16 protein-coding genes and 1 tRNA gene are annotated in these 15352 nt (G+C 58.7%); 8 read left to right on the top strand and 9 right to left on the bottom strand.

Annotated features, from left to right (window positions below; genetic code table 11):
* Window position 1: 1 nt before the first annotated feature.
* Entirely contained in the window at window positions 2-1009 is a 1008-nt protein-coding gene (locus AC3WK5_RS21600) for an aldo/keto reductase (RefSeq protein WP_103318476.1), read from the bottom strand.
* Window positions 1010-1101: 92 nt separating this feature from the next.
* On the opposite strand from AC3WK5_RS21600, the gene AC3WK5_RS21605 reads away from it, so the two are divergent.
* The 3 genes from AC3WK5_RS21605 to AC3WK5_RS21615 all read left to right on the top strand — a co-directional run bounded on the left by AC3WK5_RS21605 (window position 1102) and on the right by AC3WK5_RS21615 (window position 3351).
* Complete coding sequence (locus tag AC3WK5_RS21605; RefSeq protein ID WP_103318425.1) at window positions 1102-2004, top strand: LysR family transcriptional regulator; 903 nt, start codon at window positions 1102-1104, stop codon at window positions 2002-2004.
* 312 nt (window positions 2005-2316) lie between these two features.
* Window positions 2317-2760 carry a DUF3592 domain-containing protein gene (locus tag AC3WK5_RS21610; protein ID WP_103318426.1) on the top strand — a complete coding sequence of 148 codons (444 nt, stop codon included), beginning with the start codon at window positions 2317-2319 and terminating at the stop codon, window positions 2758-2760.
* Window positions 2761-2763: 3 nt separating this feature from the next.
* A complete protein-coding gene (locus tag AC3WK5_RS21615) occupies window positions 2764-3351 on the top strand; it encodes a hypothetical protein (RefSeq protein ID WP_103318428.1) in 588 nt (195 codons plus the stop codon).
* A gap of 73 nt (window positions 3352-3424) precedes the next feature.
* Here the strand turns inward: AC3WK5_RS21615 and ychF are convergent, their stop codons facing one another.
* The 8 genes from ychF to AC3WK5_RS21655 form a co-directional block, all read right to left on the bottom strand.
* Window positions 3425-4525: a redox-regulated ATPase YchF gene (gene ychF / locus AC3WK5_RS21620; RefSeq protein WP_103318429.1), complete on the bottom strand. Its 1101-nt coding sequence runs from the start codon at window positions 4523-4525 to the stop codon at window positions 3425-3427.
* Between the two features lie 23 nt (window positions 4526-4548).
* Window positions 4549-5133 carry an aminoacyl-tRNA hydrolase gene (pth, locus tag AC3WK5_RS21625; RefSeq protein WP_054595616.1) on the bottom strand — a complete coding sequence of 195 codons (585 nt, stop codon included), beginning with the start codon at window positions 5131-5133 and terminating at the stop codon, window positions 4549-4551.
* A 169-nt stretch (window positions 5134-5302) separates the two neighbouring features.
* On the bottom strand, window positions 5303-5902 hold the full coding sequence (locus tag AC3WK5_RS21630; protein ID WP_054595617.1) for a 50S ribosomal protein L25/general stress protein Ctc: 600 nt from the start codon (window positions 5900-5902) through the stop codon (window positions 5303-5305).
* Window positions 5903-6044: 142 nt separating this feature from the next.
* Entirely contained in the window at window positions 6045-6986 is a 942-nt protein-coding gene (locus AC3WK5_RS21635; protein ID WP_003171603.1) for a ribose-phosphate pyrophosphokinase, read from the bottom strand.
* Between the two features lie 46 nt (window positions 6987-7032).
* A tRNA-Gln gene (locus AC3WK5_RS21640) sits at window positions 7033-7107 on the bottom strand.
* A 36-nt stretch (window positions 7108-7143) separates the two neighbouring features.
* Window positions 7144-7995, bottom strand: a complete 852-nt coding sequence (gene ispE / locus AC3WK5_RS21645; protein WP_103318431.1) for a 4-(cytidine 5'-diphospho)-2-C-methyl-D-erythritol kinase — start codon at window positions 7993-7995, stop codon at window positions 7144-7146.
* Window position 7996: 1 nt separating this feature from the next.
* The gene (gene lolB, locus AC3WK5_RS21650) at window positions 7997-8614 is read right to left on the bottom strand and encodes a lipoprotein insertase outer membrane protein LolB (RefSeq protein ID WP_103318433.1); all 618 of its coding nucleotides are present in this window, start codon (window positions 8612-8614) and stop codon (window positions 7997-7999) included.
* A 4-nt stretch (window positions 8615-8618) separates the two neighbouring features.
* On the bottom strand, window positions 8619-10343 hold the full coding sequence (locus AC3WK5_RS21655) for a tetratricopeptide repeat protein (protein WP_054595620.1): 1725 nt from the start codon (window positions 10341-10343) through the stop codon (window positions 8619-8621).
* A 216-nt stretch (window positions 10344-10559) separates the two neighbouring features.
* On the opposite strand from AC3WK5_RS21655, the gene hemA reads away from it, so the two are divergent.
* From hemA to murI, 5 genes are read left to right on the top strand one after another with little or no spacing between them, the layout of a single operon-like run.
* Window positions 10560-11849 carry a glutamyl-tRNA reductase gene (gene hemA / locus AC3WK5_RS21660; RefSeq protein WP_054595621.1) on the top strand — a complete coding sequence of 430 codons (1290 nt, stop codon included), beginning with the start codon at window positions 10560-10562 and terminating at the stop codon, window positions 11847-11849.
* Window positions 11846-12928 (top strand): peptide chain release factor 1, encoded by a 1083-nt coding sequence (gene prfA / locus AC3WK5_RS21665; protein WP_054595622.1) that lies wholly within the window; start codon window positions 11846-11848, stop codon window positions 12926-12928. The genes hemA and prfA overlap by 4 nt, the downstream gene beginning before the upstream one ends.
* On the top strand, window positions 12929-13759 hold the full coding sequence (prmC, locus tag AC3WK5_RS21670) for a peptide chain release factor N(5)-glutamine methyltransferase (RefSeq protein WP_103318435.1): 831 nt from the start codon (window positions 12929-12931) through the stop codon (window positions 13757-13759).
* Window positions 13753-14508, top strand: coding sequence for a molybdopterin-synthase adenylyltransferase MoeB (locus AC3WK5_RS21675; protein ID WP_103318437.1), 756 nt, complete (start codon window positions 13753-13755; stop codon window positions 14506-14508). The genes prmC and AC3WK5_RS21675 overlap by 7 nt, the downstream gene beginning before the upstream one ends.
* Window positions 14501-15292, top strand: a complete 792-nt coding sequence (gene murI / locus AC3WK5_RS21680; RefSeq protein WP_054595625.1) for a glutamate racemase — start codon at window positions 14501-14503, stop codon at window positions 15290-15292. The genes AC3WK5_RS21675 and murI overlap by 8 nt, the downstream gene beginning before the upstream one ends.
* Window positions 15293-15352 lie beyond the last annotated feature (60 nt).

The following is a 15352-nucleotide window of genomic DNA, read 5'->3' on the forward strand; positions in this document are numbered from 1 at the left end:
GTCAGGCGGCGCCAGGGACATTTGTTCCCATGCCCGACGGCAGAAACGGCCGAATTTCGTCGATTTCCGCCGTGTCAAGGCGCAACTCCGAGGCTGCAATCAGCCCGTCTACTTGTGAGGGGCGGCGGGCACCGACAATAGCGCCCGTGACTACAGGTTTGCGAAGTACCCAGGCGATGGCAACCGCAGCAGCGCTCACCCCGTGCCTTTCTCCGATGCGTGCCATAACATCAACCAATGCCAGGTTCGCACTCAAACGGGGCTCCTGGAAGTCAGCACTTCGGGCCTTACGCCAGTCGTCTTCGGGCAGTTGCAAGATGCGTTCGCGTGTCATGCTGCCGGAAAGTAGCCCCGATTGAAGCGTGGAATAGGCAAGGACACCCATCCCGGCCCGCTCACAGAATGGCAGGACGTCCTTCTCGATGTCTCGCATCAAGGCGGAGTACGGCGGCTGGAGCGAAACGATCTCTGTCACCGCCTGTGCCCGCTTGAGTTGAGCGACATTGAAATTTGATACACCGATAGCGCGAATTTTTCCTTGATCGCGCGCGGTAGCCAAAGCCGAAAGCGCCATTTCAATACCTTCACTGCTTGCGTCGGCAGGAAAAGCAGGCCAGTGGATCTGATAAAGATCGATAGTCTCGACTTGAAGCCGGCGCAAGCTTGCGTCGATCTCGGCGAGCAAGGATTGGGGGGCCAGTGAGTGCGAAATCGCCTTCGTGACCGGGTCCCAGACCAAGCTGCCTTTGGTGAACACCAAAGGGCGCCGCGAGGCCGGCACCCGACGCAGCAATTGCCCCACTAATTGCTCCGCATGGCCCAAGCCATAAACCGCAGCGGTATCAATCCAGTTCACGCCGCGTTCGACGGCATACTCAAGTGCGCTCAGGCTGTCCTTGTCATCCTGCGCTCCCCAACTGTACTCCCAACCGGTGCCGGCGATTGCCCATGTCCCCAGGCCAATAGGCGAAATAAGAAAATCCGATGAACCAAGACGATTCCGTTGCATAGCGACCTCTGCACAAATGATGTGAGAAGTATCCGAGAGAGATCTCACGACGATAAGATAAGTAATCGCATTTGAACTACTGAACGACATTCATGAGTCAGCCCCCCGATCTATCTGAACTCGATGCCTTTGCCGCCGTTGCTCGCCATCGCAGCTTTCGCAAGGCCGCCGACGAGCGTGGCGTTTCGGCTTCCGCGTTGAGTCACGCGATGCGTGCGTTGGAGGCGCGCCTGGGCGTCCGACTGCTCAACCGAACCACTCGTAGCGTAACCCCGACCGAAGCCGGACAGCAGCTATTGGCGACGCTGCTCCCGACCCTGCAGCAGGTTGCCGATACGTTGGCGCAATTGACCTCGATGCAGGAAGTGCCCACTGGCAAACTTCGACTCAACGTGGCGCGTCCGGCGGCTCGCATTGTGTTTGCGCAAGTGCTCGCGCCCTTCGTAGCCAGGTATCCACGCATTCAGTTGGACCTGATCACCGATGATGGATTGACCGATATCGTGAACGACGGCTTTGACGCTGGAGTCCGCTTTGGTGAAAGCCTGGCCGGCGACATGATCGCAGTCCCTGTCGGCGCACCTCAATCGTTCGTGACCGTTGCTGCGGATGCCTATCTGGCCGCGAAGGGGATCGCACACGCACCCCGCGACTTGCTCGACCATGCGTGCATTGCCAGACGTTTTCCCAGTGGCAAACTTTACGCCTGGGAATATCAAGCAGACGGTCAACCGATACGGTTGTCCATCACAGGCCCGCTCATTCTGGAAGACGATGCGCTGATGATCCAAGCGGCGAAAGATGGCGCTGGTATTGCCTATGTCTACGAGGAACTGGCGCGCGACGATATCCGGAACGGGCATCTCAGAGAAATACTCCAGGAATGGAAAGCACCGCCAAGCCGATTCTTTCTTTATTACTCCAGTCGGCACCATGTGCCACCAGCCTTGAAAGCGTTCATCGAATTCATCAGGGCGGGTGACTTGCGAACCTGATTCAGAACCATCGCGACCGGCAGCTAAGGGGCGATTGTTGCCCTCGCGTACGGTTGAATCCACAGTCGAAAGTGGTCCCTCCAAGCAACTGGCCGATCCCACTTGCTCGCAGCTCGCCCCTATAAAGGACGGCCGGCATTGATCCAGCTCTCGGTCCGCTCCTGGTTGGCCGAGAGCGTCGATACTTTCCTTGCTTCGGTCAGGACGTCGCAATTCTGAACAGGCATTATTTGCTGCGTCGTACAAGGCACTTCCCGGTGGTTTCTTGTTATCCTGACCGCCTTCTTTCATGGACGAATACCGAGACAAGCCATGGCTAACCTCACCCCGTCACGCCTCGGGAAGATGCTTCAGGGGCTGCTCTTTGCCCTGATTGGTATCGGCTTGTTGGGCATTGCCGTCAATCTCACGCTTGAACGACGCGAATTCCTCGCCCACGCACAGACCGCCGATGGCATCGTCAGCCACTTGAATGCCGGTGGTTCGCATCCCGAAATCGCCTTCACCACCAGCAGTGGTGAAAAGATTTCCTACCCCCAGGGCGGCTTTATTTTTGGCTATCGGCAGGATCAGCCGGTGCGGGTGTATTACCTGCCCGAGCAGCCGGCCAGTAGCGCCGTGGTCGATACCCCTGCCGCACTGTGGGCCACTCCCGGGGTACTGGGTTGTATTGGTCTGCTGTTCAGCCTTGCCGGCCTGTTAAGGGTTATCCGCCAGTGCGGTCGCGGCGCAGTTCATTCACATAAAGGACTTTGAACGATGAGCTACAACATCCCGATCCCGCTCAATGAGAGTCGCTGGCAGTATCAGACCGCCAGCGGTGGCGGTCTGACCGTAGTCCTGGTGGCGGGCAGTGGCGGTTCGATCATCCTGCGTTCGCCCCAGGGCGAGAACGTCAGCTACCGCTACGGCGGCGTCGGGTTGGGGGTCGGATTTGGCGCGCGCCTGCCGCGTTTCGGCAAGATCAATATCCAGCTCAAGGGTAAGAGCGTAGGGGCGGCCGGTGCGGCGGAGGCTTTTCCCAGCACTGGCAAGGTGTTTGTCAGCGACGCCCTGGTCAGTCGTGACCTGACCAGTGACGACATCACCGGGCCTTGCCTGTATACCGAGGTGGGGGCGGGGCTGGTGGTCGGTGGTTCGGCCACGGCCCTGTTGTTCGGGCTTGATCCCAAGCTGCTGGCGTTGGCGGCGGTTCTGAACTCCAACCCGGCGACCTCGCTCATTGCCTCCTCCACGGTCAACCGGCAGTTGCTGCAGTCGGCCAAGGGGGCGGTGGTCATGGCCGGCATGAACGCTGGTGTGCAGGCCGGTGGAGCCGCCGCGATCTACATGGGCTATCTGTTCTAGTCGCGCATAGCAGGTCGATATAACGCCCACAAAAAAGCCGCGAATCAACGCGGCTTTTTCGATTCCAACAACGCTAGACGTTGAAGCGGAAATGCATCACATCGCCGTCTTTGACGATGTAATCCTTGCCTTCCAGACGCCATTTACCGGCTTCTTTGGCACCGGCTTCGCCTTTGTACTGGATGAAGTCGTTGTAGGCGATGACTTCGGCGCGAATGAAGCCTTTCTCGAAGTCGGTGTGGATCACGCCAGCGGCTTGTGGTGCGGTGGCACCGACGCGGACGGTCCAGGCGCGGACTTCTTCAACGCCGGCGGTGAAATAGGTCTGCAGGTGCAGCATTTCGTAGCCAGCGCGGATTACGCGGTTCAGGCCAGGTTCTTCGAGACCCAGGGCTTCGAGGAACATGTCTTTTTCTTCGCCGTCTTCAAGTTCAGCGATTTCCGCTTCGATCTTGTTGCAGACCGGCACAACCATTGCGCCTTCTTCTTCGGCGATGGCCTTGACCACGTCGAGTAGCGGGTTGTTTTCGAAGCCGTCTTCGGCAACGTTGGCGATGTACATGACCGGTTTGGTGGTCAGCAGGTGGAAGCCACGGATCACCGCTTTCTCATCGGCGTTCATGTTCTTCATCAGGCTGCGCGCAGGCTTACCGATGGTGAAGTGAGCGATCAACTGCTCCAGCAGGCCTTTCTGAACCACGGCGTCCTTGTCACCGCCCTTGGCGTTGCGGGTGACTTTCTGCAGTTGCTTCTCGCAGCTGTCGAGGTCGGCGAAGATCAGTTCGAGGTCGATGATCTCGATGTCGCGTTTCGGGTCGACGCTGTTGGAAACGTGAATCACGTTTTCGTCTTCGAAGCAGCGGACCACGTGAGCGATGGCATCGGTTTCGCGGATGTTGGCCAGAAACTTGTTGCCCAGACCTTCACCTTTCGAGGCGCCGGCAACCAGGCCGGCGATGTCGACGAATTCCATGGTGGTCGGCAGGATGCGCTTTGGATTGACGATGGCCGCCAGGGCCTCCAGACGCTTGTCCGGCATCGGCACGATACCGGTATTCGGTTCGATGGTGCAGAAGGGGAAGTTCTCGGCCGCGATACCGGATTTGGTCAGGGCGTTGAACAGGGTGGACTTGCCGACGTTAGGCAGGCCGACGATGCCGCAATTGAATCCCATGGTGTTTCCCCTAGGAGTTAGAGTCAGGCCTTCTGGCTGTGCAGGTTTTTCATCGCGCGGTTCCATTCTCCGGCGAGGATATCCGGCAGCACGCCGAGGGCAAAGTCGATGCTGGCATCGAGTTTTTCCTGTTCGGCGCGTGGCGCACGACCCAGGACAAAGTTTGAAACCATACTGGCAACGCCTGGGTGGCCAATGCCGAGCCGCAAGCGGTAAAAGGTATTTTGATTGCCCAGTTGCGCGATGATGTCGCGCAACCCGTTGTGACCGCCATGCCCGCCGCCCTGCTTGAGCTTGGCAACGCCGGGTGGCAAGTCGAGTTCGTCATGCGCCACCAGTATTTCTTCCGGTTTGATCCGGAAAAAACCGGCAAGAGCCGCCACGGCCTGGCCGCTACGGTTCATGTAGGTGGTGGGAATCAACAGACGAACATCCTGACCCTGATACGAGAAGCGCCCGGTCAGGCCGAAATATTTGCGATCGGCCACAAGGTTGACGCCTTGTGCTTGCGCGATGCGCTCAACAAAAAAGGCCCCTGCGTTATGCCGGGTCTGTTCGTATTCGGCGCCTGGATTTCCCAGGCCAACGATCAGTTTTATGGCAGTCACATCAGGGGCCCTTCTTTGGAGTGGTGGATAACATCGCTGCAATGGGGGTGTGCGGCGAAAGTGGACGAAAAATGCTCATTTACCATTATGTAAACTTCGCGTTCCCGCCCGCTTTCTCGCTACGTTCCAGTCCGCGATGTTACTGGGTCACTCCTGCGTACAGAGTGAATTACTCTGCAGCGCCTTCTGCAGCTTCTGGAGCAACACGTGGAGCGTGAACGTTGGCAACAGCCAGGTCGTTACCGTGAGCCAGAGCAACAAATTCAACGCCTTTAGGGGCCTTGAGGTCGGACAGGTGAATGATCGAACCGATTTCGGCGTTAGCCAGGTCGACTTCGATGAATTCAGGCAGGTCTTTTGGCAGGCAGGAAACTTCAACTTCAGCAACAACGTGCGAAATTTCGCCGCCTTTTTTCACTGCAGCAGCTTCGTTGACGAAGTGCACAGGAACGTGAGCGGACAGTTTCTGACCAGCAACAACGCGTACGAAGTCAGCGTGCATCACGTGGCCTTTGGCCGGGTGACGCTGCAGAGCCTTGATGATTACGTTTTGCTTGGTGCCGCCAACATTCAGCTCGATGATGTGGCTGTAAGCCGCTTCGTTTTCGAGCAGTTTGGCAACTTCTTTGGCCAGCATGCTGATGGATTCAGGGGCTTTTTCGCCACCGTAAACTACAGCTGGAACCAGGCTTGCGAGACGACGCAGGCGGCGGCTCGCACCTTTCCCCAGGTCGGAACGCACTTCAGCATTCAGAGTAAAATCGTTCATGTTGTATCTCCAAAATAACCACATTCGCCCCAGCGTTTGCGACCAGCGCTAAAGGCGATATGGGCAAAAAAGCCCCGCCCCGACAGGTTATGCCGGGGCGGGGCGCTTTTCGTCATCGAGATGTATCCGAAGGGCAGGGCCCTTAGCGGAACATCGCGCTGATCGATTCTTCGTTGCTGATGCGGCGAACTGCTTCGGCAACTACCGGTGCGATATCCAGTTGACGGATACGTGCACAGGCTTGTGCTGCAGCGGACAGCGGGATGGTGTTAGTCACCACCAGCTCGTCCAGCACGGAATTTTCAATGTTTTCGATGGCCCGACCCGACAGCACAGGGTGTGTGCAGTAGGCAAAGACTTTGGCAGCGCCATGCTCTTTCAAGGCTTTAGCCGCGTGGCACAGAGTGCCGGCGGTATCGACCATGTCGTCAACCAGAATACAGGTACGCCCTTCGACATCACCGATGATATGCATCACTTCAGAGTGATTGGCTTTCTCACGGCGCTTGTCGATGATCCCGAGATCCACGCCCAGGGATTTGGCAACAGCACGTGCACGCACGACGCCGCCAATGTCCGGGGACACGATCATCAGGTTTTCGAAGCGTTGATCTTCGATGTCATCCACCAATACCGGGGAGCCGTAGATGTTATCTACCGGAATATCGAAGAAGCCCTGGATCTGGTCAGCATGCAAATCAACCGTGAGAACACGATCGATGCCGACTACGGTAAGCATGTCAGCGACGACTTTCGCGCTGATAGCCACACGTGCGGAACGCGGACGGCGATCCTGACGGGCATAACCAAAGTAGGGGATCACCGCAGTGATTCGAGTGGCTGAGGAACGACGGAAGGCATCAGCCATCACGACGAGTTCCATCAGGTTATCGTTGGTCGGAGCGCAAGTCGGCTGAATAATGAAGACGTCTTTACCGCGGACGTTTTCATTGATCTCGGCAGTGATTTCGCCGTCGGAGAACTTACCGACAGAAATGTCACCGAGAGGGATATGCAGCTGACGTACGACACGCCGAGCCAGATCGGGGTTAGCGTTCCCCGTAAAGACCATCATCTTGGACACGCGCAGTACCTGAAGGCTGAGGGTAACCTGGATGAGTATAGGAAAATGGCAGGGGCGGCTGGATTCGAACCAACGCATGGCAGGATCAAAACCTGCTGCCTTACCGCTTGGCGACGCCCCTGTATCTGTTGCAACGAGTACCCAGTACCCGGTTCTTTTAGAGCAGACTTTGCAGCTTGCGATGCAACATCGAAACGTTGCTTCCTTTTGCTACAAACCCTGTAAGGGTCTCTGTAAGAAGGGCCGAGACTTTATCAGCTTCAGCTTTGCTTGGGAAGCCCCCAAACACACAACTTCCAGTTCCGGTGAGTTTTGCTTCGGTAAATTTACCTAACAAATTCAAAGCGTTACGTACCTCTGGATAACGCCTTGTTACCACCGGTAAGCAGTCATTTCGACTGTTTCCCTTGGGAACGGGGCGCACTTTAATGGGAGAAGAGTTACGTGTCAACAGCGGATCTGAAAAAATTTCTGCTGTACTTACAGATACTTGCGGCACCAGCACGAGATACCACGGTTCTTCCGGGTCTACAGGGGTGAGCTTTTCTCCCACGCCTTCAGCAAAAGCTGCATGCCCACGGACGAAAACCGGGACGTCTGCGCCGAGCGTCAGGCCCAGCGTGGCCAGTTGATCCTCGTCCCAGCCCAGTTGCCAGAGATGATTGAGGCCCAGCAGCGTGGTGGCCGCATTCGAACTGCCGCCACCGATTCCACCGCCCATGGGCAGGATTTTTTCGATCCAGATATCAATGCCCAGCGAACAAGCGGATTGTTCCTGAAGTTTTTTGGCGGCTTTGACGATCAGGTTGCTGTCGTGAGGGACGCCTTCGAACTCGGTGTGCAGGCGAATGACACCGTCATCGCGTACGGCGAAGGTGATTTCGTCGCCGTAATCGAGAAATTGAAACAGCGTCTGCAACTCGTGGTAGCCGTCTTCGCGGCGGCCGAGGATATGCAGCATCAAATTCAGTTTTGCCGGCGAGGGCAGGGTCAGGCGAGTGGCAGGCATGTCATTGCCCCAATTTGCGAGGTTGCCAGTCCTTGATCACCAGCGTGACATCAAGGTCGGTGCCGTGCAGTTTGATCCGCTCGGGCAACCAATAACCGTTTTGCTGGATGTAGCTGAGGTACTCGACTTGCCAGCCATCCTGCTCGAGAGTGGCCAGGCGACTGTCGGCATCCAGGTTCAGGCGGCTTTTGCTGTCAGGGGCGGGCAATCCACGAACCCACCAGACCAAATGCGAAACCGGCAGTTTCCAGCCCAGCTGTTCTTCAAGCAGGGCTTCAGGCGTTGGCGCCTCAAAGCGACCCTGGTTGGCCACTTCCAGCGAGACCTGGCCAGGACGACCGGTCAGGCGGGCAGCACCGCGACCCAACGGGCCGGACAGGCGAATATCGTAGTAGTCCTGTCGTTGTAGCCAGAACACGGTGCCGCTGCCCGAGTCTTTCGGGGCCCGGATACCGACCTTGCCGTTGATTTGCCAGCCATCGAGGCTGGTCAATTGCTGTTTGTGTACGCGCCATTGCGCGGGATTGCCGTGGCCCTCGACGGACTCACGGGCGCCAAAGCCCGCGCAACCGGCGAGCAGGGCGATGAAGCTGAAAACGATGATGTGGCGCAAAAGCATGATTTTAAAGAGTCTCGGAACCGGTCAGGCGCTTGATGGTGCTGCGCAGGGTAGGGCTGTCGGGTTGTTCCTTGAGGAATTTGCCCCAGATTTGTTTGGCTTCGCGTTGCTTGCCGTTGGCCCACAGGACTTCACCCAGGTGCGCCGCGACTTCCTGATCGGGGAAACGCTCCAGGGCCTGGCGCAAGTAGCGTTCGGCGACATCGAGGTTGCCCAGGCGGTAATTCACCCAGCCGAGGCTGTCGAGAACAGCCGGGTCTTCCGGGTTCAGCTGGTGCGCGTGCTCGATCAAGGTCTTGGCTTCGTCGTAACGCGTGGTGCGGTCGGACAGGGTGTAACCGAGGGCATTCAGCGCCATGGCGTTATCCGGATCACGCTTGATGATCAGTCGCAGGTCTTTTTCCATCTGCGCCAGGTCATTGCGTTTTTCCGCGAGCATGGCCCGGGTATAAAGCAGATTCAGATCGTCCGGATACTGCTTCAAGCCTTTATCGAGAACGGCCCAGGCGCGATCGTCCTGCTTGTTGGCAGACAGGGTTTCGGCTTCGATCAGATACAGCTGGATCGCGTAGTCCGGTTGTTCGTCGCGTGCCCTGGCCAAACGGCTTTGGGCTTCGGCGGTGCGTCCGTTGTTCATCAGGATGTCGGACTGACGCAGTTGCGCCGGCAAATAGTCGTTGCCCGGGCCGACCAGTGCGTACTCGATCAGGGCGCCTTGCGGGTCGTTGCGTTCTTCGGCGATGCGCCCCAGGTTCAGGTGAGCCGAGTCGACATGGCTTTCCCGGGCGATCAGGTCTTCCAGATAACCCTTGGCCTCCTTCCAGGCCTTGGCTTCCAGGCAAACCAGTGCCAGGGAATAGCGCAACTCGTCGTCTTCCGGATACTGCTGGACCAGGCTTGAGAACTGCTCTTTGGCGTCGTCCATGCGGTCCTGTTCGACCAGCATGCGGGCATACGTCAGGCGCAAGCGTTTGTCGTCCGGGTATTTGCGGATGCTTTTTTCCAGCAGCGGCAGCGCTTCTTTGCCACGGTTAAGGCTTTGCAGCAGGCGCGCGCGCAACAGAATCGGGGCGATTTCACCGTCTTGCGGAGGATTTTTCTCAAGCAGCGCCAGTGCGCCCTTGGTGTCACCGTCCTGTTGCAGCAACAGGGCCTTGCCGAAAATCAGCTGGCTGTTCTTCGGGTGGCGCAGCAGCAAACGGTCAAAACTCTTCATCAGGCCGTTGCGGGTGTCCTGATCGGTATCGGCCGCAGACAGGGCGAGGAAGTCGAAGTGAGTATCGCCCTTGCCCAGCAGAACCTTCTCCATATAGGCCATGGAGTCGTCATAACGCCCGGCGCGGGCCAGCTGCACGGCGGCGGCGCGCTGTGCTTCGAGGTCGTTCGGCGCGTTTTTCGCCCAGATCAGCGAGCTATCAAGCGCTGCCTGATCGGCGCCAAGGTATTCGGCGATGCGAAAGGCTCGCTCGGAGATGCCCGGGTCCTGGGTGTTGACGGCCTGGGTCACGTAGTTGTCCAGGGCAATGTCGAAACGATTGCGCTGGCCAGCCAGTTCCGCGCTCAGCAGGCTGAAGATCGTGTCTTCGCTGAACGAGCTGTAAACCTTGGGCTTTTCAGGGGCCTTCGTGCTGCCTTCGACCGGCGGCGTACCGCTCGGCGAAACGGGTGCCAAGGCCTGGCAGCCGCTGAGGAAGACAAAAGCGAGGAGCAACGCGGAAGATCTATTCATAGGGGAAGAGGACGACTAACCTGCGGTCGGATCATCATGACACAAGCCTTCGACCAAACATAACCGGCCTGTCAATTTGCCGTTGAACTCAATCCCTGTTCAGGTGCTCGAGCCCCTATATAGAGGCAAGGTATCAGGACAATAGTCGGCAATGGTTGTTCTGAGTCAGGCGAAGTAGGACAATTGTCGGCTTCTCGACATCATCAGCGATCTTGAATGGCCTTCCTTGCACTCGGTATTAACCACAAGACTGCTTCCGTAGACGTCCGCGAGCGCGTGGCTTTTACCCCGGAACAGCTGGTTGAGGCCTTGCAGCAGCTCTGCCGACTCACCGACAGCCGCGAAGCTGCGATCCTCTCCACCTGCAATCGCAGTGAACTCTATATAGAACAGGATCAGCTTTCTGCCGATACCGTGTTGCGCTGGTTGGCCGATTATCACCATTTGAGCCTCGAAGAGCTGCGTGCCAGCGCTTATGTGCACGAAGATGATGCGGCAGTTCGTCACATGATGCGTGTCGCTTCCGGGCTTGACTCGCTGGTGTTGGGCGAGCCACAGATTCTCGGCCAGATGAAATCGGCCTATGCCGTGGCCCGCGAGGCCGGAACCATTGGTCCGCTGCTTGGGCGTTTGTTCCAGGCCACGTTCAATGCGGCGAAACAGGTGCGAACCGATACCGCCATCGGTGAAAACCCGGTGTCCGTGGCGTTTGCCGCGGTCAGCCTGGCGAAACAGATTTTCAGCGATTTGCAGCGCAGCCAGGCATTGCTGATCGGCGCTGGCGAGACCATTACCCTGGTCGCCCGCCATTTGCATGAGTTGGGCGTGAAGCGGATTGTGGTCGCCAACCGGACCCTGGAGCGCGCGAGCATCCTGGCTGAGCAGTTTGGCGCCCACGCGGTGCTGCTCTCGGACATCCCGGCAGAACTGGTGCGCAGTGATATCGTCATCAGTTCGACCGCCAGCCAGTTGCCGATTCTTGGTAAAGGTGCGGTAGAAAGTGCCTTGAAATTGCGCAAGCATAAACCGATCTTCATGGTTGATATCGCTGTACCACGGGATATCGAACCGGAAGTCGGCGAGTTGGACGACGTTTACCTCTATAGCGTCGACGATCTCCACGAAGTGGTCGCCGAAAACCTCAAGAGCCGTCAGGGTGCTGCCCAGGCGGCGGAAGAGATGGTTTCCATCGGCGCCGATGACTTCATGGTTCGTCTGCGTGAACTGGCGGCGGTGGATGTGCTCAAGGCCTATCGTCAACAGAGCGAACGCCTGCGCGATGAAGAATTGCAAAAGGCCCAGCGTCTGCTTGCCAACGGCAGCAGCGCTGAAGACGTGCTGGTGCAACTGGCTCGTGGCCTGACCAACAAACTGTTGCATGCCCCCAGCGTGCAGTTGAAAAAGCTTACCGCCGAAGGCCGCCTCGATGCGCTGGCCATGGCCCAGGAACTCTTTGCCCTCGGTGAGGGCAACTCGGATAGCTCTTCGGATAAAAAACCGCAATGAAAGCGTCACTGCTCAATAAGCTGGACATCCTCCAGGACCGTTTCGAGGAACTGACCGCCTTGCTTGGCGATGGCGAAGTCATTTCCGATCAGAACAAATTCCGCACCTATTCCAAGGAGTACGCGGAAGTTGAGCCGATTGTCGCCACCTATAAACAGCTGCTCAAGGTTCAGGGCGATCTCGAAGGTGCCCAGGCGCTGCTCAAGGACAGCGATCCGGACATGCGCGAAATGGCCGTCGAAGAAGTCCGCGAAGCAAAAGAGCAACTGATCGAACTTGAAGCCAGCCTGCAACGCATGCTGCTGCCCAAGGACCCGAACGACGGGCGCAACGTGTTCCTGGAAATTCGTGCCGGTACTGGTGGCGACGAAGCGGCGATCTTCTCCGGTGACCTGTTCCGCATGTATTCGCGTTACGCCGAACGGCGTGGCTGGCGGGTCGAGATTCTGTCGGAGAACATCGGCGAACACGGCGGCTTCAAGGAAGTTATCGCGCGGGTCGAAGGCGACAATGTCTACGGCAAGCTGAAGTTCGAATCCGGCGCGCACCGCGTGCAACGGGTTCCGGCCACCGAATCCCAGGGCCGTATCCACACCTCGGCCTGTACCGTGGCGGTATTGCCTGAGCCGGACGAACAGGAAGCGATCGAGATCAACCCGGCAGATTTGCGCGTCGATACCTATCGCTCCTCCGGCGCAGGCGGTCAGCACGTGAACAAGACCGACTCGGCGATCCGGATTACCCACTTGCCGTCGGGCATCGTGGTCGAGTGCCAGGAAGAACGGTCCCAGCACAAGAACCGGGCGCGGGCGATGTCCTGGCTCTCGGCTAAATTGAATGACCAGCAAACCAGCGCTGCGGCGAATGCCATCGCTAGCGAGCGCAAATTGCTGGTGGGCTCGGGCGACCGCTCCGAGCGAATCCGTACCTACAATTTCGCCCAGGGGCGGGTCACCGACCATCGGGTCAACCTGACGCTGTATTCCCTCGACGAAATCCTCGCGGGTGGCGTCGATGCCGTGATCGAGCCGTTATTGGCCGAATTCCAGGCGGACCAACTGGCAGCGATAGGTGAATAAATGACCATCATTGCCAGTTTGTTACGTGCAGCCGACCTGCCTGACTCGCCGACCGCGCGCCTGGATGCTGAATTGTTGCTGGCCGCGGCCCTGGGCAAGTCCCGCAGCTTTCTGCACACCTGGCCGGAGCGCATCGTTCCCAGCGAAGCCGCGCTGATCTTTGCCGAGTACCTGCAACGTCGCCGCGCCGGCGAGCCGGTGGCCTATATTCTCGGCCAGCAGGGCTTCTGGAAGCTGGACCTGGAAGTGGCACCGCATACGCTGATCCCGCGTCCGGACACCGAGTTGCTGGTTGAAACTGCCCTGGAACTGTTGCCCGCGACACCGGCCAAGGTTCTCGATCTGGGCACCGGCAGCGGCGCGATTGCCCTGGCGTTGGCCAGCGAGCGTCCAGCCTGGCAAGTTACTGCAGTGGACCGGATCCTCGAGGCCGTGGCCCTGGCCGAGCGCAATCGCCAGCGTCTGCACTTGAACAACGTCACGGTGCAGAGCAGTCACTGGTTCAGTGCGCTGAAAGATCATCGCTACACGCTGATCATCAGTAATCCGCCTTATATAGCCTCCGCCGACCCGCATCTGGTGGCCGGTGACGTGCGTTTCGAGCCGGCCAGTGCGTTGGTGGCCGGCACCGACGGGCTCGATGACTTGCGTTTGATCATCGCCCAGGCGCCTGGCCACCTGGAAGCGGGCGGCTGGTTGATGCTTGAGCACGGTTATGATCAGGCCGATGCCGTGCGCGATTTGCTGCTGACCCAAGGTTTTGAAGAGGTCCACAGCCGCAAGGACCTCGGTGACCATGAACGTATCAGTCTGGGGCGCCTACCGTGCTGAATGATCAGGAGCTGTTGCGGTATAGCCGGCAGATTCTGTTGCAACACGTCGACATCGACGGCCAATTGCGACTCAAGCAAAGCCGCGTCTTGATCGTCGGCCTCGGCGGGCTTGGTGCGCCGGTCGCGCTGTACCTGGCGGCTGCCGGCGTCGGTGAGTTGCATCTGGCGGACTTCGATACGGTCGACCTGACCAACCTGCAACGGCAGATCATTCACGACACCGACAGCGTCGGGCTGAGCAAGGTCGACTCGGCTATCCGGCGTCTGACGGCGATAAACCCCGAGATTCAACTGATCGCTCATCGCACTGCGCTGGACGAAGACTCGTTGGCGGCTGCAGTGTCGGCGGTCGATGTGGTACTGGATTGCTCCGACAATTTTTCCACCCGCGAAGCGGTGAACGCGGCGTGTGTGGCGGCGCGAAAACCCTTGGTCAGCGGTGCAGCGATTCGCCTGGAAGGGCAGTTGTCGGTGTTCGACCCACGTCGCGCCGAGAGCCCGTGTTACCACTGCTTGTACGGGCACGGCAGCGAAGCCGAACTGACCTGCAGCGAAGCCGGCGTGCTCGGTCCGCTGGTGGGGTTGGTGGGCAGCCTGCAAGCGCTTGAGGCGCTGAAACTGTTGGTCGGGTTCGGTGAGCCGTTGGTGGGACGGTTATTATTAATCGATGCCTTGGGGGCGCGGTTCCGCGAGTTGCGGGTCAAGCGTGATCCAGGCTGCAGTGTTTGCGGGGGCAGGCATGCGTGAAGCGCCCATCGGCGTGTTCGATTCCGGGGTCGGCGGGTTGTCGGTGCTGGCCGAGATCCAGCAATTGTTGCCCAATGAATCGCTGTTGTATGTCGGCGATTGCGGGAACATTCCCTATGGCGAGAAATCTCCCGAGTTCATTCGCCAGCGTTGCAGCGTAGTCGCGGAGTTTTTTGTCCGGCAAGGTGCCAAGGCCTTGGTCGTGGCCTGCAACACGGCAACCGTGGCCGGTGTCGCGGATTTGCGTCGTGACTACCCGGACTGGCCCATCATCGGCATGGAGCCTGCGGTCAAGCCAGCCGCCGCGGCCACTCGCAGTGGCGTGGTCGGTGTGCTCGCCACTACCGGGACGTTGCAGAGCGCCAAGTTCGCGGCCTTGCTCGACCGTTTTGCCACCGATGTACGGGTCATCACTCAGCCGTGCCCGGGGTTGGTGGAGCTGATCGAAGCCGGTGACCTGCACAGCCAGGAGCTGTGCCAGTTACTGGCCGGTTATCTCGAACCTCTGCTGGCAGCCGGGTGTGACACGATTATTCTCGGTTGCACGCACTATCCTTTCCTCAAGCCATTGCTCAAGCAGATGCTCCCCGCCGACATCAGCCTGATCGATACTGGCGCGGCGGTTGCCCGGCAAACCCAGCGCCTGCTGGCCGAGCGTGAGTTGCTCGCAGTAGGGCCACCTCGCGACGCGCAGTTCTGGACCAGTGCCAGCCCCGAGCACTTGAGAAATATCCTGCCGCTGCTCTGGCATAACGCCGGGGTTGTGCAAAGCTTCAGTCTGTAGAAAGTCGTTTTGGGGAGCGCTTCAATTGGATGCATTTCTATTGAGGCGTGGATCTTCATA

Source organism: Pseudomonas sp. FW306-02-D09B (assembly GCF_058782685.1).